The 24,409-nt window shown below is 69.3% G+C and carries 23 protein-coding genes and 1 tRNA gene; 14 read left to right on the top strand and 10 right to left on the bottom strand.

Annotation, left to right across the window (positions count from 1 at the left end):
• Nucleotides 1-11 precede the first annotated feature (11 nt).
• Nucleotides 12-1,055, top strand: coding sequence for a YlbL family protein (locus MYK68_RS16435; protein WP_247864830.1), 1,044 nt, complete (start codon nt 12-14; stop codon nt 1,053-1,055).
• Nucleotides 1,056-1,373: 318 nt separating this feature from the next.
• Here the strand turns inward: MYK68_RS16435 and MYK68_RS16430 are convergent, their stop codons facing one another.
• Nucleotides 1,374-1,862 carry a PPA1309 family protein gene (locus MYK68_RS16430; protein WP_247864829.1) on the bottom strand — a complete coding sequence of 163 codons (489 nt, stop codon included), beginning with the start codon at nt 1,860-1,862 and terminating at the stop codon, nt 1,374-1,376.
• Between the two features lie 88 nt (nt 1,863-1,950).
• Here MYK68_RS16430 and MYK68_RS16425 point away from each other — a divergent pair, with 88 nt between their 5' ends.
• Nucleotides 1,951-4,917, top strand: coding sequence for a UPF0182 family membrane protein (locus MYK68_RS16425; RefSeq protein ID WP_502798257.1), 2,967 nt, complete (start codon nt 1,951-1,953; stop codon nt 4,915-4,917).
• Nucleotides 4,918-4,956: 39 nt separating this feature from the next.
• On the opposite strand, the gene MYK68_RS16420 is transcribed toward MYK68_RS16425, so the two are convergent.
• A complete protein-coding gene (locus tag MYK68_RS16420; RefSeq protein ID WP_247864828.1) occupies nt 4,957-5,247 on the bottom strand; it encodes a hypothetical protein in 291 nt (96 codons plus the stop codon).
• A 202-nt stretch (nt 5,248-5,449) separates the two neighbouring features.
• Between MYK68_RS16420 and MYK68_RS16415 the strand changes: the two genes are divergently transcribed.
• The 6 genes from MYK68_RS16415 to MYK68_RS16390 all read left to right on the top strand — a co-directional run bounded on the left by MYK68_RS16415 (nt 5,450) and on the right by MYK68_RS16390 (nt 10,234).
• Entirely contained in the window at nt 5,450-6,676 is a 1,227-nt protein-coding gene (locus MYK68_RS16415; RefSeq protein ID WP_247864827.1) for an MCE family protein, read from the top strand.
• 88 nt (nt 6,677-6,764) lie between these two features.
• Nucleotides 6,765-6,841, top strand: a tRNA-Met gene (locus MYK68_RS16410).
• Nucleotides 6,842-6,981: 140 nt separating this feature from the next.
• Entirely contained in the window at nt 6,982-7,824 is an 843-nt protein-coding gene (locus MYK68_RS16405; protein ID WP_247864826.1) for a carbonic anhydrase, read from the top strand.
• Nucleotides 7,817-7,984, top strand: coding sequence for a hypothetical protein (locus MYK68_RS16400; protein ID WP_247864825.1), 168 nt, complete (start codon nt 7,817-7,819; stop codon nt 7,982-7,984). Before MYK68_RS16405 ends, MYK68_RS16400 begins: the two co-directional genes overlap by 8 nt.
• Nucleotides 7,985-7,989: 5 nt before the next feature.
• The gene (locus tag MYK68_RS16395; protein ID WP_247864824.1) at nt 7,990-8,610 is read left to right on the top strand and encodes a class I SAM-dependent methyltransferase; all 621 of its coding nucleotides are present in this window, start codon (nt 7,990-7,992) and stop codon (nt 8,608-8,610) included.
• Nucleotides 8,611-8,692: 82 nt separating this feature from the next.
• The gene (locus MYK68_RS16390; RefSeq protein ID WP_247864823.1) at nt 8,693-10,234 is read left to right on the top strand and encodes an LCP family protein; all 1,542 of its coding nucleotides are present in this window, start codon (nt 8,693-8,695) and stop codon (nt 10,232-10,234) included.
• Between the two features lie 340 nt (nt 10,235-10,574).
• Here MYK68_RS16390 and MYK68_RS16385 read toward each other — a convergent pair whose 3' ends face one another.
• Nucleotides 10,575-11,066, bottom strand: coding sequence for a ferritin (locus MYK68_RS16385; protein ID WP_247864822.1), 492 nt, complete (start codon nt 11,064-11,066; stop codon nt 10,575-10,577).
• Between the two features lie 146 nt (nt 11,067-11,212).
• On the opposite strand from MYK68_RS16385, the gene MYK68_RS16380 reads away from it, so the two are divergent.
• Nucleotides 11,213-11,647, top strand: a complete 435-nt coding sequence (locus tag MYK68_RS16380) for a hypothetical protein (protein WP_247864821.1) — start codon at nt 11,213-11,215, stop codon at nt 11,645-11,647.
• A gap of 107 nt (nt 11,648-11,754) precedes the next feature.
• Here MYK68_RS16380 and MYK68_RS16375 read toward each other — a convergent pair whose 3' ends face one another.
• Nucleotides 11,755-13,137 carry an MBL fold metallo-hydrolase RNA specificity domain-containing protein gene (locus MYK68_RS16375; RefSeq protein WP_247864820.1) on the bottom strand — a complete coding sequence of 461 codons (1,383 nt, stop codon included), beginning with the start codon at nt 13,135-13,137 and terminating at the stop codon, nt 11,755-11,757.
• A gap of 138 nt (nt 13,138-13,275) precedes the next feature.
• Complete coding sequence (locus MYK68_RS16370) at nt 13,276-13,602, bottom strand: transglycosylase family protein (RefSeq protein WP_247864819.1); 327 nt, start codon at nt 13,600-13,602, stop codon at nt 13,276-13,278.
• Nucleotides 13,603-13,874: 272 nt separating this feature from the next.
• Between MYK68_RS16370 and MYK68_RS16365 the strand changes: the two genes are divergently transcribed.
• Nucleotides 13,875-15,755: an acetate--CoA ligase gene (locus MYK68_RS16365; protein ID WP_247864818.1), complete on the top strand. Its 1,881-nt coding sequence runs from the start codon at nt 13,875-13,877 to the stop codon at nt 15,753-15,755.
• Nucleotides 15,756-15,790: 35 nt separating this feature from the next.
• Here MYK68_RS16365 and MYK68_RS16360 read toward each other — a convergent pair whose 3' ends face one another.
• From MYK68_RS16360 to MYK68_RS16345, 4 genes are all read right to left on the bottom strand, one after another.
• Nucleotides 15,791-16,426, bottom strand: coding sequence for a TetR/AcrR family transcriptional regulator (locus tag MYK68_RS16360; RefSeq protein WP_247864817.1), 636 nt, complete (start codon nt 16,424-16,426; stop codon nt 15,791-15,793).
• 25 nt (nt 16,427-16,451) lie between these two features.
• Nucleotides 16,452-17,852, bottom strand: a complete 1,401-nt coding sequence (locus MYK68_RS16355; RefSeq protein WP_502798256.1) for a lipase family protein — start codon at nt 17,850-17,852, stop codon at nt 16,452-16,454.
• Nucleotides 17,853-18,004: 152 nt separating this feature from the next.
• On the bottom strand, nt 18,005-19,222 hold the full coding sequence (locus tag MYK68_RS16350; protein ID WP_247864816.1) for an acyl-CoA dehydrogenase family protein: 1,218 nt from the start codon (nt 19,220-19,222) through the stop codon (nt 18,005-18,007).
• Entirely contained in the window at nt 19,222-20,598 is a 1,377-nt protein-coding gene (locus MYK68_RS16345; protein WP_247864815.1) for an acyl-CoA dehydrogenase family protein, read from the bottom strand. The genes MYK68_RS16350 and MYK68_RS16345 overlap by 1 nt, the downstream gene beginning before the upstream one ends.
• Nucleotides 20,599-20,741: 143 nt before the next feature.
• Here MYK68_RS16345 and MYK68_RS16340 point away from each other — a divergent pair, with 143 nt between their 5' ends.
• Both MYK68_RS16340 and MYK68_RS16335 read left to right on the top strand, forming a co-directional pair.
• Nucleotides 20,742-21,257: an NINE protein gene (locus tag MYK68_RS16340; protein ID WP_247864814.1), complete on the top strand. Its 516-nt coding sequence runs from the start codon at nt 20,742-20,744 to the stop codon at nt 21,255-21,257.
• A gap of 105 nt (nt 21,258-21,362) precedes the next feature.
• Nucleotides 21,363-22,022 (top strand): MBL fold metallo-hydrolase, encoded by a 660-nt coding sequence (locus tag MYK68_RS16335; protein ID WP_247864813.1) that lies wholly within the window; start codon nt 21,363-21,365, stop codon nt 22,020-22,022.
• Here the strand turns inward: MYK68_RS16335 and hisN are convergent.
• Nucleotides 21,991-22,878 carry a histidinol-phosphatase gene (gene hisN, locus MYK68_RS16330; RefSeq protein WP_247864812.1) on the bottom strand — a complete coding sequence of 296 codons (888 nt, stop codon included), beginning with the start codon at nt 22,876-22,878 and terminating at the stop codon, nt 21,991-21,993. The two genes, MYK68_RS16335 and hisN, sit on opposite strands and share 32 nt — an antisense overlap.
• 20 nt (nt 22,879-22,898) lie before the next feature.
• On the opposite strand from hisN, the gene MYK68_RS16325 reads away from it, so the two are divergent.
• Both MYK68_RS16325 and prfB read left to right on the top strand, forming a co-directional pair.
• Nucleotides 22,899-23,252, top strand: coding sequence for a hypothetical protein (locus tag MYK68_RS16325; protein WP_247864811.1), 354 nt, complete (start codon nt 22,899-22,901; stop codon nt 23,250-23,252).
• A gap of 30 nt (nt 23,253-23,282) precedes the next feature.
• Nucleotides 23,283-24,401, top strand: a complete 1,119-nt coding sequence (gene prfB, locus MYK68_RS16320) for a peptide chain release factor 2 (RefSeq protein ID WP_247864810.1) — start codon at nt 23,283-23,285, stop codon at nt 24,399-24,401.
• Nucleotides 24,402-24,409: the final 8 nt, after the last annotated feature.

Here is a 24,409-nt window from a genome sequence, read left to right as displayed (position 1 = left end):
CTCTCGATCGAATGAAGCTGAACCCTTCGCGCCGACGCGTGGTGACCCTCGGCGTCTCGGTGCTGGTTCTGATCGTCTTCGTGGTCGTCGGCAGCACCGCCCGCGTGCCCTACGTGGCGCTCAGTCCCGGCCCGACCGTGAACACGCTCGGCATGCACGACGGCAAGCCGGTGGTCCAGGTGACCGGCGGTGCCGACGGCAAGCCCGACGGGCACCTCAATCTGACGACGGTCTCGCTGACCGACGGCCTCACCCTGTTCCAGGCGCTCGGCATGTGGTTCTCCAGCACGTACCAGCTGCAGCCCCGTGAGCTGTACTTCCCGAAGTCCAAGTCGGACGAGCAGGTGCGCCAGGAGACGGCGCAGCAGATGTCCAGCTCGGAGGACAACGCGACCGGCGCCGCGCTGACCTATCTCAAGCGGCCGACCGCGGTCGGTGCCGCCGGACCGATCGCCGACGACAGCCCCGCCCAGGGCAAGATCGAGGTCGACGACATCATCGTGAAGATCGGCGACGTCCCGGTGTCCACTCCCGACGACGTGCAGAAGCAGATCCGCGCACACGCGCCGGGCACGGAGGTGCCGATCACGGTGAACCGCAAGGGCACCGAACTGGTGGTGCCGGTGAAACTGGGTGCGCGGCCGGACGACCCCAAGGTCGCGTTCCTGGGCATCACCCCGAAGGTGGTCAGCGCCGACCCGAACGTGCGCATCGCCTACAACGTCGGTGACATCGGCGGCCCGTCGGCCGGCCTCATGCTGACCCTCGCGGTGATCGACTTCCTGACCCCGGACAACCTGGCCGGCGGCCGGTTCATCGCGGGCACCGGCACCATCGTCCCGGACGGGACGGTCGGGCCGATCGGCGGCATCACCCACAAGCTCAAGGCCGCCAAGGACGCGGGTGCCGTCGCCTTCCTGGTCCCGGCGGAGAACTGCGCCGAGGCCACCGGCGACGCGCCCAAGGGACTGGAACTGATCAAGGTCGACACCCTCGGCGGCGCGGTGACCGCGCTCGGCGAACTCAAGGACGGCAAGCCCCGCCCGCACTGCTGATCCCAGGCACATGCTGGATCATTCTGTCCCTGAGTCCCTGAGTCCCTGAGTCCCTGAGTCCCTGAGTCCCTGAGTCCCTGAGCCCTGAGCCCTGAGCCCTGAGCCCCTGCCCCCTAAGGCCCCGCTGAGCCGCTGCCCTCCTGAGTCGCCCGGAGCCCTCAGCCCCCTGAGCCGCCCCGAGGCGATAGCCGAGGGGCGAGTCGAAGGGACGATCCTTCGACAGGCTCAGGCGGTGGGGCAGGCTCAGGCGGCAGGGGCAGGCTCAGGGTGCGAGAGCAAACTCAGGGAGCGGGGCAGGCTGCGGGGAGCAGCACGGGTTCAGGTGGCGTCGGTGACCTCCTCGAACGTCGCGGCCAGCGCGTCGAGCAGTTCCGGCGCGAGGTTGTCGTGCGTCCGCAGGTGATTCGGGTCGTCGGGATTGTCGGCGTCGGGCTCCAGCGCCAGCAGGGCGACCCGTGACCCGGTGCGAAGCACGCCACCGATGAGGCGCGCACGACGTCCCTGCGACTCGTCGCCGCCGGGCGGCACCACGGTGATCTCGGTGACCAGCGCGCAGCCGGCGACCGGTTCGGGCCAGCCGATCGTCGCCAGCAGTTCCTCGGTGGAGGCGCCCGGGCGGCCGGCTTCCTGGAGGACCGGGCTGAGCGCGGAGTCGTCGTTCTCGTCGACCAGTTCCGGGGCCTGCTCGGCGAGCACGGCGGTCGGGACGAGGGCGAACAACTGGTCGGGCGACGACCAGGGAAGTCCGTCCGCGTAGGCGGCGCATTGGGCGAGGGCGTTGCCGAGATCGGCGCGGGAAAAGCTCACGCCACCATTGTGGCCGGTGACCTTTTTGAGCGAATCAGTAAGGTGGAGACAATCTCTGCTCCCCGAGCCCCAAATTGGAGTGAACGACGTGGTGGGTACGCGCGGTCCGGTCGGACGGCCGACGTTGTCTCGGCGAACCAAGATCCTGATCGCGGTGGTGGTCGTGCTGCTGATCCTGGTGCTGATCACACCGCGGATCGTGAGCCTGTGGACCGACTGGCTCTGGTACTCCGACATCGGTTACCGGTCGGTGATGTCGACCATGGTGACCACGCGGCTGCTGACCTTCCTGGTCGTCGCGCTCGGTGTCGGCGTCCTGATCTTCGCCGCGGTCTACGTGGCCTATCGGGGGCGCCCGCCGTACGTGGTGCCGTCCGGGCCGTCCGACCCGCTGGCCCGCTACCGCGAGGTGGTCGGCCGCCGGCCCAAGGTGACCGCGCTGATCCCGGCCGTGGTGGTCGGGGTGCTGGCCGGGCTGGTGGCGCAGGCGTCGTGGACCACGGTGCAGACCTTCCTGCACGGCCAGTCGTTCGGCGTCACGGACCCCCAGTTCAACCTCGACATCGGCTTCTACGCGTTCACGCTGCCGTTCGTGCGACTGCTGCTCGACATGCTGTTCCTCGCGCTGGGAGTCGCCTTCCTCGCGAACCTGCTGACCAACTACATCTTCGGCGGCATCCGGCTCGGCGGCGGCGGGCGCCGCGGGATGATCAGCGGGCCCGCGCGGGCGCAGCTGGCGGTGATCGCCGGGCTGTTCGTGCTGACCAAGGCCGTCGCCTACTGGTTCGACCGCTACGACCTGCTCACCAGTGACCGGCGCGGCGACAACATCGGCGCCACCTTCACCGACGTCAACTACGTGCTGCCGTCCAAGCTGATCCTGATGGTGATCGCGATCGTCTGCGCGGTCGCGTTCTTCTCGGCGATCTTCCTCCGTGACCTGCGTATTCCGGCGCTCAGCGCGGTGCTGATGCTGGTCACCGCGCTGGTGATCGGGGTGATCTGGCCGGCCGCGATGGAGCAGTTCTCGGTGAAGCCGAGTGCCGCGGACAAGGAACGCGAGTTCATCCAGCGGAACATCACCGCGACGCGCGATGCGTACCACATCCGGCCGGGCAAGGACATCACGATCGATGACGGCTGGGCGCGTACGCCCGCGGATCCGGCCAAGGTCAACTCCGATGCGGCGACGATCAGCAACATCCGGATCCTCGACCCGAACGTCCTGTCGGCGGCGTTCCAGCAGCGCCTGGCCCTGCGCAACGTCTACGGGTTTCCGGCGCAACTGTCGGTGGACCGCTACGACGCCGACGACCAGCAGCGCGACTTCATCGTCGCCGCCCGCGAACTCGACCCGAAGCGGCTCGGCGAGAACCAGAAGAACTGGATCAACCAGCACACGGTGTTCACGCACGGCGACGGTTTCGTCGCCGCGCAGGCCAACAAGGTGGTCAGCGACGGCGCGACCGGTTCGGCCGCCGAACGCGGCGGCGTCCCGGACTTCATCGTGTCGGATGTCAACGCCGTGAAGACGGCCACGGAAGCCGGCAAGAAGGCGCCCTTCGGCGTCACCCAGCCGCGCATCTACTTCGGCGAGCTGATCGCCAGCTCCGCGCCCGATTACGCGATCGTCGGTTCCACCGAGGAGCCCCGCGAGTACGACGGCGAGGGCGTCCAGTACCGCTACTCGGCGGATTCGGGGGTGGCGCTGAGCAATTGGGGTGTCCGCCTGATGTACGCGCTCAAGTACGGGGAGCGGAACTTCCTGCTGTCCAACGCGCTCAACGACAAGTCCCGGATCCTCTACAACCGCGACCCGCGCGACCGCGTCAAGAAGGCCGCGCCGTGGCTGACCGTCGACTCCAAGACCTACCCGGCGGTGATGGCCGACGGCTCCATCAAGTGGATCGTCGACGGGTACACGACGCTGCCGAAGTACCCCTACTCGCAGCCGACCTCCCTGCAGAACGCCACCGCCGACTCGCGGCAGGCGAGCAGCGGCACCACCGGCCGCACCCAGGCCGACGAGCAGGTGTCGTATGTGCGGAACTCGGTGAAGGCCACCGTCGACGCCTACAGCGGCAAGGTGGAGCTGTACCAGGCCGACGACACCGATCCCGTGCTCAAGACGTGGATGAAGGTGTTCCCGGGCACCGTGAAGCCGAAGTCCGATCTCGACAAGCAGCCGGACCTGCGGGCGCACCTGCGCTACCCGGAGGACCTGTTCAAGATGCAGCGCTCACTGCTGGCGCGCTACCACGTGAACGACGCGTCGACCTTCTTCCGTGCGGACAACTTCTGGTCGGTGCCCGCCGATCCGGATCCGGACCTGCAGGGCCAGCCGCGGCAGCCGCCGTACTACTTCACCGCGTCGGCGCCGGAGAAGCAGAGCCTCGCGCAGTTCCAGTTGACCGGGTCGCTCAACTTCTTGAACCGGCCCAACCTGTCCGCCTACATGACGGCGAACTCGGATCCGAACGGGTACGGGCGGATCACCCTGAAGACGTTGCCGACCGACACGTCGACGGTCGGTCCCACGCAGGCGGGCGCGACGATGCTGGCCGAGCCGCGGGTCACCGAGCAACTGAAGCTGCTGGAGAACACCAAGGTGACGTACGGCAATCTGCTCTCGCTGCCGGTCGGTGGAAGCGGCCTGCTGTACGTCATGCCGATCTACACAGCGGCGAGGGGCGGTGACGGCGCGATGCCCAGGGTGGCGCGTGTGCTGACGTACTACAACGCCACCGCGGGTGAGGGGAAGGCGCAGGTCGGCATCGCCACGACGATCGGGGACGCCCTCAAGCAGGTCGGTATCGATCCGGGTGCGGCCACGCCGAGTGACGTCCCGGCCGACGGCGGCGACCAGCAGCCGACGCCGCAACCCACTCCGCAGCCGGGCGGGGACGATCCCGGCCGGGACGCGGCCGTCGACCAGCTGGGCAAGGCTCTCGACGCGGTCAGTGCCGCGCAGGCGAGTGGCGACCTGGGCAAGCTGGGCGATGCGCTCAAGAATCTGAACGACGCGATCGCGAACTACAAGAAGTACGAGAAGTAGTCCGCGTTCGCCCGGCGCCCGGGCCGGTCGCGGCGGAGGTCAGCCGCGGCCGACCTTGGCCAGGTAGCGCTTGATCTCGGCGTTGGTGTTGTCCGGCAGCATCGGCGAGTGGTGCAGGTGCCGGGTGAGCCAGGTGAAGATCGCCGCGGTGGTCAGCAGCAGTGACAGGGCGATGATCCCGTAGGCGATGTTCATCGGCTTGTGGTCGGGGAGCTGGGTGAGCGTGATGACCCAGAGCGCGGAGAAGGCACCCCCGATCAGCAGGGTCGTGAACCCGATCATCGCCAGCGGGTGCCAGCCGTGGCTTTCGTGAGCGGTATGGGTGGCCATGGTGTCCTCCTTCACCTCGGTGGTGCATCTCCACCCTAGCCCTCACGTGAGACAAATCACAGAGAGCCCTCACTGGAAAGCCGCTCACGATCGGCACCCTTCGGGTAAGGCGAACGAAGCATGACGTTCTACGGTGGCAACGTCGTCGGTCGTCGGGGACCGACCCTACCGAGGGGCTGTCGTGCCACCGCTGAGTCGATTCGTGAAGATCCAACTGGTCGTCATCCTGGTGCTCGGGCTGGCCGCCACCGTGTTCGCCGGCGTGCGGTACGCGAGGCTGGGGGAGGCGGCCGGAGTCGGCGTCTATCGGGTGACGCTCGGCGCGACCGACCCCGGCGGCATCTTCTCCGGCGCCGAGGTGACCTACCGGGGTGCTCCGGTGGGCCGCGTCGACGATCTGCGGCTCACCCGCGAGGGCGTCGACGTGGATCTGCGGCTGCGGACCGCGGCGGGGCGGATTCCCGAGTCGGCGGTCGCCGTCGTCGCGAACCGGTCGGCCATCGGTGAGCAGTACGTGGACCTGCGGCCGCCGTCGGCGAACGGGCCGTTCCTGCACGACGGCTCGCGGATCGAGGGGATCGTCATACCGCCGGTGCTGCAGAACGTGATGTCCGACGTGATCGCGCTGACCGAATCGGTGCCCGTCGACGACCTGCGCACCGTCGTCACCGAGCTCGGCAAGGGTTTCGACGGCCAGTCGGACAACATGGCGCGGCTCGCCGACTCGCTGATCGCCCTGGCCGATACCGGCGCGGAGAACATCGGGCACACTGTGTCGCTGCTGCGGGCGTCGGACGTCGTGCTGTCGACGCAGGCCGAGCAGTCGGACACGATCGAGGAGTGGGCTCAGGGGGTGCAGAAGATCACCGCCCAGCTGGCGGCCTCCGACCCCGCGCTGCGCCGGACCCTGGGCGCCGCGCCCGCGGCGTCCTCGGAGCTGTCGAACCTCCTGCGCAAGCATGTGGCAGCGGGCACCGCGCTGATCCACGCGCTGGGACAGACCGCGCACACGATTCAGCCGGCCACGTACTCGACCGGCATGCTCGTCTTCATGCTGTCGAGCCTGTCCGCGGGGAGCCACTCGACCAACCTGGGCGACGGCCAGATCCGCTTCGGCCTGGTCCTGGAGACCGAGAACCCGCCGTCGTGCACCCGCGGCTATGAGAGCACGTGGGCGATGATCGCCGAGATGAAGCGCAAGGACCCGAGCTTCGACCCGTCGTACGACGACTTCCCGTTCAACCGGGACGCCGACTGTCATGTACCGGTGGGCAATCCGACCGGCGTGCGCAGCGCCGACCGTGCGGCGCTCGCCAACCCGGCGTACCCGCAGCCGTGGGACTCCACGCCCAAGAAGATGCCCGACACGCTGAACCTGAACCCGCTCGCGCAGCAGCTCGCCCTGCTGATGGGCGTGACGCAGAAGTGAGCTTTCGGTGCGCTACGTGTCGTCGATCACGTTGTCCCGTAACCGATTTGCATAGTCCGTTTGCCCGTGTGTAACGTAGTCCTCGCAACGCGGGGTGGAGCAGCTCGGTAGCTCGCTGGGCTCATAACCCAGAGGTCGCAGGTTCAAATCCTGTCCCCGCTACCAACGACGAAGACCCGCACCGGAAACGGTGCGGGTCTTCGTCATTTCACCCGTCTCCTGGGCCTTAGTGCCTCGATTCCGTGCCGCTCACCGATCACCGGGATAGTGTCGATCACCGACAACTGAGACGAGGGGGCGACACGATGGCGACAACGCCGGAGTCTGGCCGAAGAGAAGTGCTGTGGATCGAGCGTCCGGAGGGGGAACTGCGTCCGCAGCCGTCATCGGATGCGGAGGCTCGCGAACGGCTGGACGCCGGTAGCGCGGGGTTCGCCTCCGTCGGGGCGGCGGACACCGGGCGCCTGGAGGTGTCGGTGGGGGCCGGCGCGTTCGGGCTGCCCCGTACTCCGGGCGCAGGTCTCCCGCAGGAGCCGTTCGCCGCGGTGCTGGCCTGCTCGGATGCCCGGGTGCCCGTCGAGCTGGTGTTCGGCCAGGCCACCAACGACCTGTTCGTCATCCGCGTCGCGGGCAACGTCCCGGGGACCGAATGCGTCGGCAGCCTGCACTACGCGATGGCCAACATGGCCTCGGTCAAGCTGGCCGTGGTCCTCGGGCACTCGCAGTGCGGCGCGGTGACCGCCGCCGTCGACGCGCTGCTGGCCCCGCAGACCTACCTGCAGGTGGTGCACGACCCGCCGCTGCGCGCGATCGTCGACTCGCTGCTCGCCGGCGTCCGGATGGCGGCACTGGCCCTGGAGGCCGAGTTCGGCGCCGACGTGTCGTCGGCCGGCGGCTTCCGCGACGCGCTCATCGCCGTGTCGGTGGTCGCCAACGCGGCCATCACCGCGACGATGCTCGACCGCGACCTGGACCGGCCGGTGGTCTATGGCGTCTTCGATCTGCACGAGCGCACCGTCGGCGTCGGCAGCCGGGACGGGTGGTCGCCGGGTCTGCTCGCCGCACCCGCGGACGACGCGGCCCTGGCGGCGCTGCTCACCGCCGCGGCCGCCGCACAGGCGGACAAGTTCACCGCCGACCGTGGCTGACGACGCGGCCGCCCGGGCGTTCCTGACCGGACTGGGCGGCGCGCTGGTCGCCACCGCGATGCCGACGACGACGGTCGAGGAGACACTCGACGCCCTCGCCGACAGGTGCGGTCCCGGGTTTCGGAGGCCTGCGGGCAGGTCGAGGGTTGTGACAGGCTGACCGGGATGGGATCACTGGACACCGTGCGAGACGCGTACGGCGCCGCGGCCGCGGCGTACATCTCCGCGGTCGGGAGCATCGACGACGTCGACGACCGGGATCTGGCCCTGGTCTCCGAATGGGCGCGCGGCGCCGACGGCCCGGTCGTGGATGCGGGGTGCGGGCCCGGGCAGTGGACGCGGCACCTCGCCGGACTGGGTGTCGACGTGACCGGCGTCGACCCGGTTCCCGAGTTCCTCGCCGCCGCGGTCGCGGCGGACCCGCGTGGGCGCTACCGTCTCGGGCGGGCCGAGGAGCTCGGCGCCGCCGATGGTGAACTCGGCGGTGTCCTCGCGTGGTACTCGCTGATCCATCTACCGCCGGAGGAGATGGCCGGTGTGCTCGCCGAATTCGCCCGCTGCGTCGCGCCGGGTGGCGGGCTGCTCCTCGGATTCTTCACCGCCGATCGACAGTCGCGGTTCGACCACGCGGTCTGCCCGGCGTACTACTGGCCGGTCGAGCTGCTCGCCGCGCGCGTCGCGGCCGCGGGTTTCCGGGTGGTGCGTACGGAGACGCGCACGGACCGGCCGGAGCGGTCGCACGGCGCGCTCGTCGCCGTCCGGAACAACGCGGACGATGTGAAGTAGGCCGCACGGACGGTGGCCCACCTCGGGCTCTTTGTCCGGTCATCAGTGGACTCTCAGGTGAGTGCCCGAGAATCGGGCGGTTATGACTTCCTTCGACGACGGTGACGCGCGCCCTTCGGCGGGCGAGATGCTGCGCCGGGCGCGGGCCGCGGGGCAGCCCGTGCCGCGCTGGCACTCGATGGACGACGTCGTGCCGGATTCGGGAGCGCGGCCGGCCCGACGGGCCCGCCATCGTGCGCCAGCCGCCGACGAGCCGGTGCCGGCCGAGATCACCGCGCCGGAGATCGTCGCACCGGAGATCTCGGCGTGGCGCTCCGCGGCGCCCACCGAACAGATCCCGCAGACCCCGGTCGCGGCACCGGAGGAACCGTCGGGGCACCGGCGGCCGCGCCCCCGGGGACGCCGGGCGGCCGGGCTGGCGCTGCGGACGGTCGTGGCGGTCGGCTGCGTCGGGATCCTGACGCTGACCGGTATGGCCTGGGCCGGTGCCAATCGCGTCTTCGGCGGATTCACCATGTCGCACGCGCTCGGTTCGGGTCCCCGATCGACCGACGGCGCGGAGAACATCCTGCTGATGGGCCTTGACACCCGGCGTGATCAGGACGGTAATCCGCTGCCGCAGTCGATCCTCGATCAGCTGCACGCGGGCAGCAGTGACAACGGCGGGTATAACACCAACACCCTGATCCTGGTACACATCCCGGCGGACAAGACGAACATCATCGCGTACTCGATCCCGCGCGACGACTACGTGAACGTCGACGGACTCGACGTCCCGCAGGCCAAGATCAAGGAGGCCTACGGGCGGCGCAAGGCGGCCACCGAGGACCAGCTCCAGGCGCAGGGTGTCACCGACGCGTCCGAGCTGGAACACCGCGGCCGCGAGGCGGGCCGCGCCGAGACGATCGAGACGGTCCGAGCGCTGACCGGCGTGCCGATCGACCGCTTCGCCGAGGTGAGCCTCGTCGGCTTCTACGACCTGGCGAAGTCGCTGGGCGGTGTCCAGGTGTGTCTCAATCGGGCCGTTCAGGACGACTACTCGGGCGCGAATTTCCGCGCCGGCGTGCAGACCCTCAACGGCTCGCAGGCCGTGGCCTTCGTCCGGCAGCGGCACGGCCTGGACAACGGCGACCTGGACCGGACACATCGGCAACAGGCGTTCATGCTCTCCGCGCTGCACAAACTGCAGAGCGTCGGGACGCTCTCGGACGTCGGCAGGCTGAACGCGGCGGTCGCGGCCGCGCAGAAGGACGTCGTGATCTCCGACGGCTGGAACCTGCAGCAGTGGGCCGGACTGATGAGCTCGGTGTCCGGCCAGCACATCAGCTTTCGGACGCTGCCGGTGAAGGGCTACGCGACGGTCGACGAGCAGTCGGTCAACATCATCGACCCGGCGGAGATCCGCGGCATCGTGCAGCGCGCCTTCGGCGTCGCGCCGACGCCCGGGCCGGCCACGTCCACGACGGCCGTGGCGGACGGCGGCACGACGGACGGATCCTCGCCGGACGGCGGCACCGGTTCGCCGACGACGATGGACCCCGAATCGCTCCTCACGCCCGGGGACGCCCCGCCCGACAACGGCGGCGCGGTCACCAACACCGACGCCATCCCCTGCGTGAACTGACACCGTTGCCCGGACCGGGCTCGTCGCCCTCACGCGGCGACTGGCTGACCACCGGAGGCTGAGCCGCAGCGACCCCGTCGAGCCGAGGCTCCGCCCCCGGTGTCGACCGGCCACGGGCGGCGTTTTCGTACCGCGACACCCGCGGGGTGCCCGCGACACCCGTTGCGTCCGCGACACCATGTTGACGACCAGTGCGCGGGAGTCGCTTCCCCGCTCGGGTGTCGCGTCGGCAGTCCGGCTGTCGCGGACCGCGGCGGAGTGCACATCGATGCGCAAGCGGCCCCGTCCGGAGAAGAATCCGGGCGGGGCCGCTCGAGTTTCCCGAGGGCTGCGGGAGGTGTCAGGCCTGGCCGGACAGTTCGTCGTCCAGGCGGAGGATTCCGGGGCCGTCCTCGTTGATCAGCTTGGCGCGGCCGAGGATCTCGCGGACCGTGGCCTCTTCCTCGACCTGCTCGGCGATGAACCAGTCGATCACCGTGCGCGAGTCGATGTCGACGGTCTCCTGTGCCAGACGGAACAGGTTGCGGATCGACTCCGACACCTGCTCCTCGGCCTCGAGGGCGACCTCGAAGGCCTCGGCGACGGTGTTGATCTTGATCGACGGCATGTGGATGTCGCCGATGATCGGGTGGTTGTCCCGATCGGTGAGGTGCTTGATCAGCCGATCGGCGTGCGTGAGCTCTTCGGCGGCGTGGCGCGACATCCAGCCGGCGATGCCGGGGAGATCCTTGAGCTCGAACTCGATGGCCAGCTGGCGGTACAGCATGGACGACTCGAATTCGAGGGTGATCTGCTTGTTGAATGCGATTTCGAGGTCTTCGTTCATCTTCATGTCGACTACGCTAACCATCATTTCTCCTCTGCGATAGCAAGATTTGTCTACCCTAAACACCCTCTGAACTGGGAAGATATGTACATCCTATCCTAATTTAGGATGCCCTGGTAAGCATTGGTCGCGACCGCTCGTAGGCTGAACGAATGCACTTGGAATTGGCGACGCAGGTGGCGTTGATCGCGGCCGGATCGATCTTCGTATGGGGACTACTGCTCGGCGTATGGAAATTCGCGCAGATCGCCGTCAGTCCGGACGGCTGCGCGCACGTCTACGTCGACATCGCGCACCGTGCCGCCCTGATGTACTCGTTCGCCACGCTCCTGCTGGCGGCGCTGGTGCAGTTCAGCGCCTGGCCGACCTGGGTGAACGTCGCCGCCCTCGCCGTCGTCATCGTCTTCTTCGCCGGGGCCATCGCGTCGTACTGCGTGCACGGCTGGCGCCAGGACACCACGAATCAATACCACCCGCGCGACGCCGGGCTCGTCGCCGCCACCGTCGCGCTGATCGTCGGTGAGGTGGGTGGCACCGTGGTGATCCTCGCCGGGTTCATCGTCGAGCAGTCCCGCACGTGGACATAGGTCGATCGGCTGACCGGACTGTGGCGTAGCGCCCCGGCCGGGGAGGCTTTTACGCAGGTCGTCGGCCGCGGTCGACGGGCGATGGCGGAATGTACGTCACGGTCCCGTCAGCGAGGTGTGCGCCGGCCGAGCGAGTACACGCGGTTCGGGACCGAGACCGACGCCTCCCAGCCGAGTTCCCTCTGCATCCGCAGGCGCAGCGAGTCCGCGGCGTTGGGCTCGCCGTGCACGATGAAACTCTGCGCCGGAGCGCGAGTGAAACCGGTCATCCAGCGGATCAGTTCATCGCCGTCGGCGTGCGCGGAGAACATGTGGAGGTCTTCGATACGGGCGTTGATCGGCACCCATTCGCCGTAGAGCTTGAGGAAACGGGCGCCGTCGGCGAGTGCGCGGCCGCGGGTGCCGACCGATTGGTAGCCGGCCAGCACGATGGTCGTGGCCGGGTCGGCGGCGAAGGCGGCGAGGTGATGCAGGATCCGTCCGCCGGTGGCCATGCCGCTCGCCGACAGCACGATCTTCGGTGAGCGATCGGCCGAGATCGCCTTCGACGACTCGGTGTCGCGCGTGTACTTCGCGATGGCGAACATCTCGTCGGTGAGGGCCGGGTCGAGCTTGTGGTCGCCGGGGAAGGTGCGCAGCAGTTCGCTCGCGCTGATCGCCATCGGCGAGTCGACGTAGATCGGCACCGCCGGGATGGTCCCGGCCCGCCGGAGCTGCCACAGGTAGTAGAGGATCAACTGGGTCCGGCCGACGGCGAACGCCGGGATCAGCACGGTGCCGCCGCGGTCGGCGGTCTCGGTGACGATCCGCGCCAGGACGTCCAGTGGCGACGTCGTATCGCGCAACCGATCGCCGTAGGTGGACTCGGTGACCAGGACGTCGGCCTCGGTGATCGGCTCGGGGTCGTGCATGAGCGGGTCGTCGTACCGGCCGAGATCCCCGGTGAACGCGACCGTGGTGCCGCCCCATGCGACGGTCGCCGTCGCGGCACCCAGGATGTGCCCGGCGCCCCGGAAGATCACCTCGGCGCCCGGCACCGGCGTGAACGGCCGGTGCGGCGGGTGCACCTCGAAACGGGGCAGTGTGGCCTCGACGTCGTCGGTGTCGTAGAGGGGGAGCGCGGGGTGGTGTTTGCTGGCCTTGCGCTGGTTGGCGAAGTCCGCGTCGCGTTCCTGGAGGTGAGCGCTGTCGCGCAGGATGATCTCGGCGACGCTCCGGGTGGCCGGTGTGCAGTGGATCGCGCCGCGGAAGCCGTCGCGGATCAGCCGCGGCAGGTACCCGCAGTGATCGAGGTGCGCGTGCGTGAGGACCACGGCGCCGATGCTCCCGGCGTCGACCGGCAGCGGCCGCCAGTTGGCCTCCCGAAGATTCTTGATGCCCTGGAAGAGTCCGCAGTCGACGAGTAACGCCGTTCCGCCGGATTGAAGCAGATGCTTGGACCCGGTGACGGTCCCGGCACCGCCGAGGGAGGTGAGAGTGAGTCCGGCCATGGGTCCGAGCGTATTCGGTCCGGACACGACGACGGGGCCGGTCCCTCGGACCGGCCCCGTCGTGAGGTCGTGGGGGGCGCTCACCCCTCGGTAGCGCCCCGCCGGAGTCCCGCCGCAGCGGGGCTCAGTTGCGCGGGCTCAAGAGTAGAACAGCGAGCCGCAGGTCGGCCACGCGCCGATACCCTGGCTGGCCAGCACGTTCTCGGCGACGCGGATCTGCTCCTCGCGGCTGTTCTCGTGCGGCATGCCGGAGCCGCCGTTGGCCTGCCAGGTGCCCAGCGAGAACTGCAGGCCGCCGTAGTAGCCGTTGCCGGTGTTGATGGCCCAGTTGCCACCGGACTCGCACTGCGCGACGGCGTCCCAGTTGCCGCTCGCGGCGGAAGCGTTAGCGGCCAGGGCGGTCATCGGCGCGATCGTCAGAGCGCCGGCGATGGCGGCGCGGGTGGCGAGCTTGGTGATGCTCATGGTCGTTCCTCCTCGTCTTCACCGGGCCGAAGTGCCCGGCGATTTCGAACCGGCGACGACGTTACGGAACGCAAACGCAAAGGTCACACCATGTTTTGTGACCCACGACACGAAACGCTAACTTTTGCAAGCGGGCATTTCTCGGGCTTCTCGCAGGTCATCGGAAGGAAACGGTCGTAATCATTCCGTGATCTTTGACTGTCCAAATGTGAGACAGTTCATGGTCCGGAAGTGGCTCCCGTCACCCGTCCGGACCCACTAGCGTGAGGCGCGTGGGCGCCTATGTAGACGAATTTCAGCGAAGCATCGATCAGCCGGAGGAGTTCTGGCTCGACGCCGCGAAGGCGATCGACTGGATCACGCCGCCGGCCACGGCGCTCGACGATTCGGCGCCACCGCTCTACCGGTGGTACCCCGGCGCCACGCTGAACACGTCCGTCAACGCGCTCGACCGGCACGTCGCGGCCGGTCGCGGTGACCAGCCCGCGCTCATCTGGGACTCGGCGATGGTCGGCGAGCAGCGCACCTTCACCTACGCCGAACTGCTCGACGAGGTCGCCGTCTTCGCCGGCGCACTCGCCGCGCGCGGCATCGGGAAGGGCGACCGCGTCGTCATCTACCTGCCGATGATCCCCGAGGCCGCCATCGCGATGCTGGCCTGTGCGCGTATCGGCGCCGTGCACTCGGTGGTCTTCGGCGGCTTCGCGGCACCGGAACTGGCCACTCGTATCGACGACGCCGGGGCCGTCGCCGTGATCACCGCGTCGGGCGGCCTGGAACCGGGCCGCACCGTCGAGTACCTGCCGATGGTGCGGGCGGCCATCGAGCTGAGCGAGGCCGCGCCGTCGACCGTGATCGTGAAGGACCGGCCGCAGGTGGCCGGCAGTGCCGCCGACTACGGCTGGCTGGACTGGGAGGAGGCGGTGGCCGCCGCGGAGCCGGCCGCGCCCGTCGAGGTGGCCGCCACCGATCCGCTGTACGTGCTGTATACCTCCGGGACCACCGGCAAGCCGAAGGGCGTGGTGCGCGACAACGGCGGCCACGCCGTGGCGCTGGCCTGGTCGATGCGGAACGTGTTCGGCATCGAGCCCGGTGAGACCTGGTGGGCCGCGTCAGACGTCGGGTGGGTGGTCGGCCACAGCTACATCGTCTACGGTCCGCTGCTGATCGGCGCCACCAGCGTGATGTACGAGGGTAAGCCGGTCGGCACCCCGGATGCGGGCGCGTTCTGGCGGGTGATCAGCGAGCACGGCGTGGTCGCGCTGTTCACCGCGCCGACCGCGATCCGGGCCATCCGCAAGGCCGACCCGGAGGCCACCGAACTCGCGAAGTACGACATGTCGGCGTTCCGCACGCTCTTCGCCGCGGGCGAGCGTCTGGATCCGGACACCTTCTTCTGGGCGTCGGAGAAACTGGGCGTGCCGGTGGTCGACCACTGGTGGCAGACCGAGACCGGCTGGCCGATCGTCGCCAACCTGCGCGGCCTGGAGGAGATGGAGATCAAGGCCGGCTCGCCGAGCGTGCCGGTGCCCGGGTACCGCGTCGAGGTGGTCGATGCCGAGGGGGCGCAGGTTCCGGCCGGGACCGAGGGCAACATCGTCGTCGGCCTGCCGCTGCCGCCCGGCACGCTCGCCGGTCTCTGGCGCGACGACGACCGCTACCGGTCGTCGTACCTGAGCGCCTTCCCCGGCTACTACCTCACCGGCGACTCCGGCTACTTCGACGCAGACGGCTACCTGTACGTGCTCGGCCGGTCCGACGACGTGATCAACGTCGCCGGCCACCGGCTCTCGACCGGCAGCATCGAGGCCGTCGTGGCCGCGCATCCGGCGGTCGCCGAATGCGCCGTCGTCGGCATCCGCGACGACCTCAAGGGCCAGCGGCCCAGCGGCTACGTGGTCCTCAAGGCGGGCGTGGAGATCGCCGACACCGATCTGCGCGAGGCGCTGGTGAAGATGGTGCGCGAGGAGATCGGCGCGGTCGCCACCTTCCGCGACGTGACCGTCGTGCAGGCGCTGCCCAAGACGCGCTCGGGCAAGATCCTGCGTAAGACGATGCGCCAGATCGTCGACGGCGAGGAGTATGCGGTGCCGTCGACTATCGAGGACCGCTCGGTGCTCGACGAACTCGCCGAGCAACTCGGGCCGAAGTAGGGCTTCGACGGGGCTCAGCCGGCTGGGGACGGGGCTCAGCCGGCTGGGGACTCGCCGAGGATGCCCGGCCGCAGCAGCGTCCGCATCGCGTGGACCAGGTCTTCTTCGGTGATCGACGCGTCGAGGGTGCGTTCGACGACGACGGCATTGACCGCGCCGATGTAGGCGGCCCACTGCAACGGGGTGGTCGACGCGATCGTCAGGCCGCGGTCGGCGCCGGCCGCCACGGCGGTCTGCAAGACCTCGCCCCAGCGGGCGCGGCGCGCGTGGCGGTGGGCCTCGAAGACCGGGCTTACGCCGACCACCTCGATGAAGCTGATGCGGGCCAGGCGCGGGTCGTCATACATGCCGACGAAGGCACGGACGCCCTCATCCAGCACCTCGTCGAGGCCGCGATTCGCCGCGATCTGCTCCAGGACGACGCCCGCGACCCGTTCCATGGTCTTGTCCTGGACCCGGTCGTAGAGGGTGCGCAGCAGATCTTCGCGATCGCTGAACTCCTGGTAGAACTGCCGCGACGACAGGCCCGCCGCCTTGCAGACCTGGGGTACCGAGGTGGCCGCGTACCCGTGCGTACCGAACAGCTCGACGGCCGCGTCGAGGAAGCGCTCCCGGCGCTGCCGGGCGCGGTCGGCCACCGCCTGGCCCCCGTAGGTGCGTTGCTGCGTCACGGGGACCAGGGTACGGGGAACGGACTTACTTCCCGCGGCCGATCGCCGCGCCGAACAGCGAGGCGATGTTGGTGCCGACGGTCGCCGAGAAGGTGGGCCACCAGCGGGCGTCGGTCGCCATTGTCAGCTCGTCGCGGGTGGTGCAGCCGCGTGCCGCGGGCTTGCCGTCCAGCCGGTCCTTGAGCCACAGCACCGCGAGGGGGGCTCCGGAGATCTCGGCGATACCGTGCTCGGACAGATGGTCGCGCGTATAGGTGACCTGGGCCCCGGGTTTGCGGCAATAGGTGTGCACCAGCGTATTCACCTGGCCCACCGGGATGACCTCGTCGAGCTGGCTGTTCCAGATGTACATCGGCATGTCCGGGACCGCTTTGCCCATGCGCGTCTCGTCGAGCACCCGCTTGACGGGCGGCGCGTTCACCGGATCGCCGGGCCAGTTGAGGAAGCCCTTGTTGTTCAGGAACGGGAGCACCATCGCCTGGTGCTGTACGCACAACGGGTCTTTGGCCGCGATGACCGCCTTGCCGACCGGATTCACATGGGTGTTGAGGAAGCGCTGGAAGTACGGGTACTCCCGGCCCAGGCCGATCACCGCGCCGAGGATGAGTCCACTGGTCGCGCCGTTCTGGGCGGCGTTCAGGACCACCTTCAGGTCGGCCGGGACCCCGCCTTCGGCCGCGCCGAGGATGTTCAGCTCCGGTGCGTAGCTTTGCTTCAGCTCTGCGGCGTGCCCGGTGACGATGGCGCCGCCGGAGTAGCCGTACATCCCCATCGGCGACCGGTCGTCGATACCGATCGGTCCGAAGCGCTTGGCCGCGCGCAGGCCGTCGAGGGTGATCCGGGCGCCGAGCGGACCGGCTCCGTACGCGTGTCGGGGGCCCTCGTGGTCGGGCAGGGCGACCGCCCAGCCCTGCGCCAGCATGCCCTGCATGATGATCGACTCGGCCGGGATCACCACCTGGCCGACGGCCGCGGCCGCCGACCACTGCTGAACCGCGTACGACGGTGCGCAGTAGCCGGCGAGCGAGTCCTCGGCCAGCTGCATCGACACGATCTTGCGCGGTCCCTTGATGGTGCCGCGGGGCTTCAGCAGCGTCGTGACCGCGGCGATCGGCTCACCTCGGCTGTCGGTCGACCGGTACGACAGCTGCCACGCGTCGACATTGAGCGGCACGACGCCGAAGGTGGCCGCGTTGATCCGGCGCGCGGCGATGATCTCGCCGGGCTTCTTGGACGCGTACGAGCTCTTCGACGGCTCGTAGAAGGCTCGATCGAGCTCCTGGGGGAGCGCCACCGGCGGCGCGGGTGCCACTTTCACGGACTGCGTGGCCGATGACGGCTCGGCCATGGCGACCGGAGCCAACAGGCCGGCGCCGAGTGCCGCGACGGCCCCGACCGCCGTCGCCGCGAGAATCTGGAGTTTCACGTCTGGTTCCCCTTGTAGACACGGGTACGAAAGCACAGTGAAACAACGATGTTTCACTGTGATCGGAACGATACCCAGAAAGTGGTCTGAAACACAACGACGCCCGGTCTGCGGCGAGGCAGACCGGGCGTCGTCGAGGGTGATGTATGCCGCTACTTGAGGTCGGCGCTCGACTTGCCCAGCACGCGCCGGGCGATGATGAGCTGCTGGATCTGCTGGGTGCCCTCGAAGATGTCCAGGATCTTCGAGTCGCGGGCCCACTTCTCCAGCAGCGTGCGTTCGGAGTAGCCGAGGGTGCCGGCCAGTTCGACGGCCTTGTTGGTGATGTCGGTGACGGTGCGTCCGGCCTTCGCCTTGCTCATCGAGGCCTCGAGCGAGTTGGGAAGCTTGTTGTCGGCCATCCATCCCGCGCGCAGGGTGTGTAGATAGCCGGCTTCCCAGTCGGATTCCAGCCGGATGAACTCGGCGACGGCGGCCGGTTGATCGGCGGCCGGGCGGTCGTAGTCGATCGTCAGGCCGGCCTCTTCGAGCAGTCGCCGGAGCTCCTCGAGGGACGCCCGCGCGACGCCGACGGCCATCGCGGCCACCAGTGGGCGAGTGTTGTCGAAGGTCTGCATCACGCCGCCGAAGCCCTTCTTGACGTCCACCTCGGGCGAGCCGAGGAGGTTGTCCTTCGGGATGCGGCAGTCCTCGAAGCGGATCACCGCGGTGTCCGACGCCCGGATGCCGAGCTTCTCCTCGAGTCGGACGATGGTCACGCCCGGGTGCTGGCGCGGGACCACGAAGCTCTTGATGGCGGCCCGGCCGAGACTGCGGTCCACCGAGGCCCAGACGACGATGTGCGTGGCGCGTGAGCCGGCGGTGACGAAGATCTTCTCCCCGTTGATCACGTACTCGTCACCGTCGAGTTTGGCGGTGGTGGTGACCGCCGCCGAGTCCGAACCGAAGCTGGGCTCGGTGATCGCCATCGCGGCCCACACCTTGCCGAATCGCTCGAGCTGTTCGTCGGTCGCGACGGCGGCGATCGCCGAGTTGCCCAGACCCTGGTACGGGATGGTCAGCATCAGGCCGACGTCGCCGAACGAGGCCCACATCGAATTGAGGATGGCCGACATGTTGCCACCGTTGGCGACGGTGCCCTCGGGCCGTTCCTTCTTCTCGTCGCCGCGCCCGCCCGCCGCGCCGGCGCCGGCGGCGCCGGCATCGGCCAGGCCGTCGTACAGAGCGGCGAGGGTGTCGAGTTCGACGGGGTAGTCGTGCTCGGCGAGGTCGTATTTGCGGGAGATCGGCCGGAACACCTGCAGCGCGGCCTGCTTGGCCTGGTCGATGTTCGCGGCGAACTTGTTCGGGAGTTCGAGGTTGATCGCCATCAGAGCACCACGATTCCCTCGCCGATCCCGGCGCCGCGCAGGTCGCGGTACCAGCGCTCCACCGGGTGCTCCTTGGTGAAGCCGTGGCCGCCGAGCAGCTGAATGCCGTCCAGACCGATCTGCAGGCCCTTGTCGATCGTGAGCTTGCGGGCCAGTGCGGCCTCGCGGGCGAACGACAGACCCTGCTCGGCGCGCGACGCGCCGCGCAGCGTCACCAGACGGATCGAGTCGGTCTCGGTGGCCATGGTGGCGACCATGAACGCCACCGCCTGGCGGTTCGAGATCGGCTCGCCGAAGGCCTCGCGCTCGTTGACGTAGGGGATCACGTAGTCGACGACGGCCTGGGCGGTGCCCGCGGCCAGCGCCGACCAGCCCAGGCGGGACAGTCGCACGACGTCGGCGTAGGCGGCCTCCGCGGCGTCGCCCTCCTGCTCGCCGAGGATGGCGGTGGCCGGCACCGAGACGTTCTCCAGGATCAGCCGGCCCATCCCGGCGGCCCGCAGACCCATGCCCGGATCGGCTTCGACGGACAGCCCGGCGGTGTCGGACTCGACGATGAACAGCGTGGGCCGGCCGTCGAGCATGGCGCCGACCAGGAACAGCTCGGCGCTGCCGGCGTTCGGCACGAAGCTCTTGACGCCGTCGAGGCGGTAGCCGCTGGGCACCCGGGTGGCCTTGGTCTTCAGGTCGAAGGCGTCGAACAGCGGGCGCGGCTCGGCGATGACCACCGCCGAGGCGGGCACCTGCTCACCGGCGAAGTCGGGAAGATAGGTCTGCTGCTGGCCGTCGCTGCCGAAGTTGGTCAGCGTGGTGGCCACGCCGCTCGGGGCGAGCAGCGGCAGGGCCAGGCCCATGTCGCCGTACGCCATGGCCTCGGCGACCAACGCGTTGGTCACCACGCCGCGCTCGGCGGCGGCGCCGTCGAAGGCCTCCGGGACGTTGATCATCGTGATGCCGAGCTCGGCGGAGCGCGACACGATGTCGTCCGGGGCGGCGGCGTTCTTGTCGGCCTCGTAGGCCGCCGGGCGGAGGATCTCGGTCGCGAAGTCCTTGACGGTCTCGGCGATCATCGCCTGCTCGTCGTCGGGAGTGAGGTTGAAGTACCCCTTCGACGCGATCACCGGGCGCTGCGGGTCGCCGCCGCCGGGCTTCGGCGCGAACGCGCGGTTCGCCGCCCCGAGGGTCTTGAAGCCGGTCTTGGTGGCCTCGTACGCGACGCGGTTGATCGGCTCGCGCAACTTGTACTTGTCGGCGAACTCGGAACCGGTGACGGCGGTCAGCGCACGCATCGCGGCACCGATCGGGCTGCGCTTGTGCTGCTGGGCGCCGACGGAGGTGGTGTCCCGGGGGGCGCGGGGTGCGGTCTTTTCGGTCATGCCTGCACTTCTCTCGACGTTGGTGAGACGGGTTTCGGAAGCGGATCTTACTCCGCGGTAAGAACGACCTTACTCCGCGGTAAGGACGATGTCGAGGGTGTCCCCTCTGGCGGGGTGATGGGTCAGACTCTATTCTTTCTCGCATGACGCAACCGCCGAACAGTCCGCCGCCGAACGGTCCCCAGGGTCAGCCGCAGGGCCACCCGAACCAGGGCGCTCCCCAGGGCCCGCCGCCCGGCTACCCGCAGGGCTACGGCCAGCCGCAGTTCGCCGCGAGTCCGGTGAACGCGGGCAGCGGCAGCTACATCCTCGCCCTCAACGGCCAGGAAGTCGGCCCGCTCGGCGTCCAGGATCTGCGTTCTTTCACGCTCGACGGCCGCGTCCGCTCGAACTCGCAGGTCCGCGATGCCCAGGGCGGCGGCTGGTTCGAGGCCGGCAACATCCCGGGCCTGTTCTCGGACAAGGAATGGCTGACCGCGACGCTGCTCTCGTTCTTCGTGGGCGGCCTCGGTGTCGACCGCTTCTACCTCGGGCAGACCGGCCTCGGCGTCGCCAAGCTGCTGACCTGCGGTGGTCTGGGCATCTGGACGATCATCGACTTCATCCTGATCGTGCTCCGCAAGGTCCCCGACAGCGACGGGCGCGCCCTGCGCGGCTGACACCCCGCCTCTGTACCGGCAGCCGCCGCGATCGTCCCCTCGGGGAGGATCGCGGCGGCTTCTTTTCACCGCCCCTCCGCGCCGGTCTTTGGCAGGATCGAGGACATGAAGGTCACCTCATTCGGTCACTCGTGCGTCCTCGTCGAACTCGCCGGAACGGCGATCCTCTTCGACCCCGGCAACTTCTCCTCCGGTTTCGAGGGCCTCACCGGTCTCGATGCCGTCCTCATCACTCATCAGCATCCCGATCACGCCGACACCGCGCGGCTGCCCGCGCTCGTCGCGGCCAACCCGGGGGCGGTGCGCTACGCCGATCCGCAGACCGCCGCGCAGCTGAACTCCGGCGGTGCGGCGGGGGACTGGTCGGTCCTGCGGCCCGGGGAGAGCGTCGTGCTCGGCGACGTCACCGTGCGGGGGTCCGGCGGGCGGCACGCGGTGATCCACCCTGAACTCCCGGTGGTCGACAACACCGTCTACCTGCTCGACGCCCCCGGCCGCCCCGCGGCGTTCATGCACCCCGGCGACAGCTACTACATCCCGTTCGAGCGGGTCGACGTGCTCGCGCTCCCGGCCGCCGCGCCGTGGATGAAGCTCAGCGAGGCCGTCGACTATCTGCGCGGCGCCGCGCCGCGGGCGGCGTTCCCGATCCACCAGGGCGTGCAGTCCGACGCCGGGCGGGCGATCCACAACGCCCGGATCGACGAGATGAAACCCGAGGGGACCGAGTTCGTGATCATCGCGCCGGGGGAGTCCCGGGAATTCTGACCTCCGCCGTGGACCCCTTTCGGCATCCGGCGGAGGACGGATTCTCCGCGCGCGACCGCAGAGCGGCGAGAACCTCGTCGTGCAGCAGGCCGTTGGTGGCCACGGCGCTGCCGCCGGCCGGCCCGGGCGTGCCGTCGAGCGCGGTGAACCGTCCGCCCGCCTCGCGGACCAGCACGTCGAGCGGCGCGAGGTCCCAGAGCGACACCTCCGGCTCGGTCGCGATGTCCAGGGCGCCCTCGGCCAGCAGGCAGTAGCTGAAGAAATCGCCGTAGCCGCGGACCCGCCACACGGCGTCGGTCAGGTCGATGAACTCGTCACGGATCCCGCGGTCCGCCCAGCCGGACAGGCTCGCGAACGACAGCGAGGCCGCCGCCAGATCGCCGACCTGCGAGACGCCGAGGCGGCGCGGCTCGCCGCCGTCGACCGCGGCGAAGGCGCCCTGCCCGGACACCGCCCACCAGCGTCGGCGCAGGGCGGGCGCGCTGACCACGCCCACCACCGGGACGCCGTCGTCCAGGAGCGCGATCAGGGTGGCCCACACCGGGACGCCGCGCACGAAGTTCTTGGTGCCGTCGATCGGGTCGATCACCCACTGGCGGCCGCCCGGCACCGCGTCGCCGCCGAACTCCTCGCCGAAAACGGCGTCCGCGGGGCGCTCGGCGGCGAGCAGATCGCGCAGCAGGCGCTCACAGGCCAGGTCGGCGTCGGTCACCGGGGTCAGGTCGGGCTTGCTGTCGACGTGCAGGTCGATCGCGCCGAACCGGTCGGTGGTGAGCGCATCGGCAGCGTCCGCGAGACGCAGCGCCAGGTGCAGATCCGCGGTGCGGGCATCGTCGCCGGGCGGGGTGGAATCCATGATCACCTAGGGTAGACGGCATGGGGACCTGGTTCACGGTTGCGATCATCATCCTGCTCGTCGCGACGCTCGTCATGATGCTGGCGCGCCGGTCCGGCCGAGGATTCGCGCAGGGCGCCCCCGGCGCGGGCTACGCGACGGGGACGCTCACCATCACCGGCGTCAGCGGTGCCGGGGCCCGCGACAAGAACGAGCAGGCGTACTTCACCTTCACCGGCACCATCGTCGGCCCGCAGACCGCACCGACCGAGGTGTACGGCACCCTCGCGCTGGGACCGGCCGATCAGGAGCCGAAGATCGGCGACGACAAGCCGGTGATCTACAAGCCGGGCAAGACGGCGACGAGCTGGCGATTCGGCACCTTGGAGGGGTAGGCACGCCGCGAGTCGGTACGCTGGCATGCTGTGCACCCCGATGTCTCCGCTGATCTCGACGCCCTGAACACCACGCTCACCACGGTGGAGAAGGTGGTGGATCCGGACGAGCTCCGCAGCCGGATCTCCGAGCTGGAGATGCAGGCCTCGGACCCCGAGCTGTGGAACGACCAGGACCACGCGCAGCAGGTCACCAGCCGGCTGTCGCGGGCGCAAGCCGAGCTGCGCCGCGTCACCGACCTGCGCTCCCGCCTGGACGACCTGCCCGTGCTCTACGAGCTGGTCGAGATGGAGGAGGGCGACGCGCAGACCCAGGCGCAGGCCGACGCCGACGCCGAGCGCGCGCAGTTGCGCAAGGAGATCGAGGCGCTCGAGGTCACCACCATGCTGGCCGGTGAGTACGACTCGCGCGAGGCCGTCGTGAACATCCGGTCCGGCGCCGGTGGCGTCGACGCCGCGGACTGGGCGCAGATGCTGATGCGCATGTACATCCGCTGGGCCGAGCAGCACGACTACTCCGTCGAGGTCTACGACACCAGCTACGCCGAGGAGGCAGGCATCAAGTCGGCCACCTTCGTGGTCCACGCGCCCTACATGTACGGCACCCTCTCGGTGGAGCAGGGCACCCACCGCCTGGTGCGGATCAGCCCCTTCGACAACCAGGGCCGCCGCCAGACGTCGTTCGCCGAGGTCGAGGTGCTGCCGGTGGTGGAGACCACCGACCACATCGACATCGACGAGAACGAGGTGAAGGTCGACGTCTACCGGTCGTCCGGGCCCGGCGGTCAGTCGGTCAACACCACCGACTCGGCGGTGCGCCTGACGCACATCCCGACCGGCATCGTCGTCACCTGCCAGAACGAGAAGAGCCAGCTGCAGAACAAGGCGTCGGCCATGCGCGTGCTCGCCGCCAAGCTGCTCGAGCGTAAACGTCAGGAGGAGCGGGCCCAGATGGACGCCCTCAAGAGCGACACCGGCGCGAGCTGGGGAAACCAGATGCGGTCGTACGTGCTGCACCCGTACCAGATGGTGAAGGACCTGCGGACCGGCGTCGAGGGCAACAATCCGACGCAGGTGCTCGACGGCGACCTGGATCAGTTCATCGAGGCCGGCATCCGCTGGCGGATGGACGACGATGGCGAGTCCTAATCCCGGTG

Source organism: Gordonia sp. PP30, from assembly GCF_023100845.1.
In the GTDB taxonomy this organism is placed as follows: Bacteria; Actinomycetota; Actinomycetes; order Mycobacteriales; family Mycobacteriaceae; genus Gordonia.
Note: the sequence above shows the minus strand (reverse complement) of the source record. Positions and strands in the feature narration are given on the sequence as shown.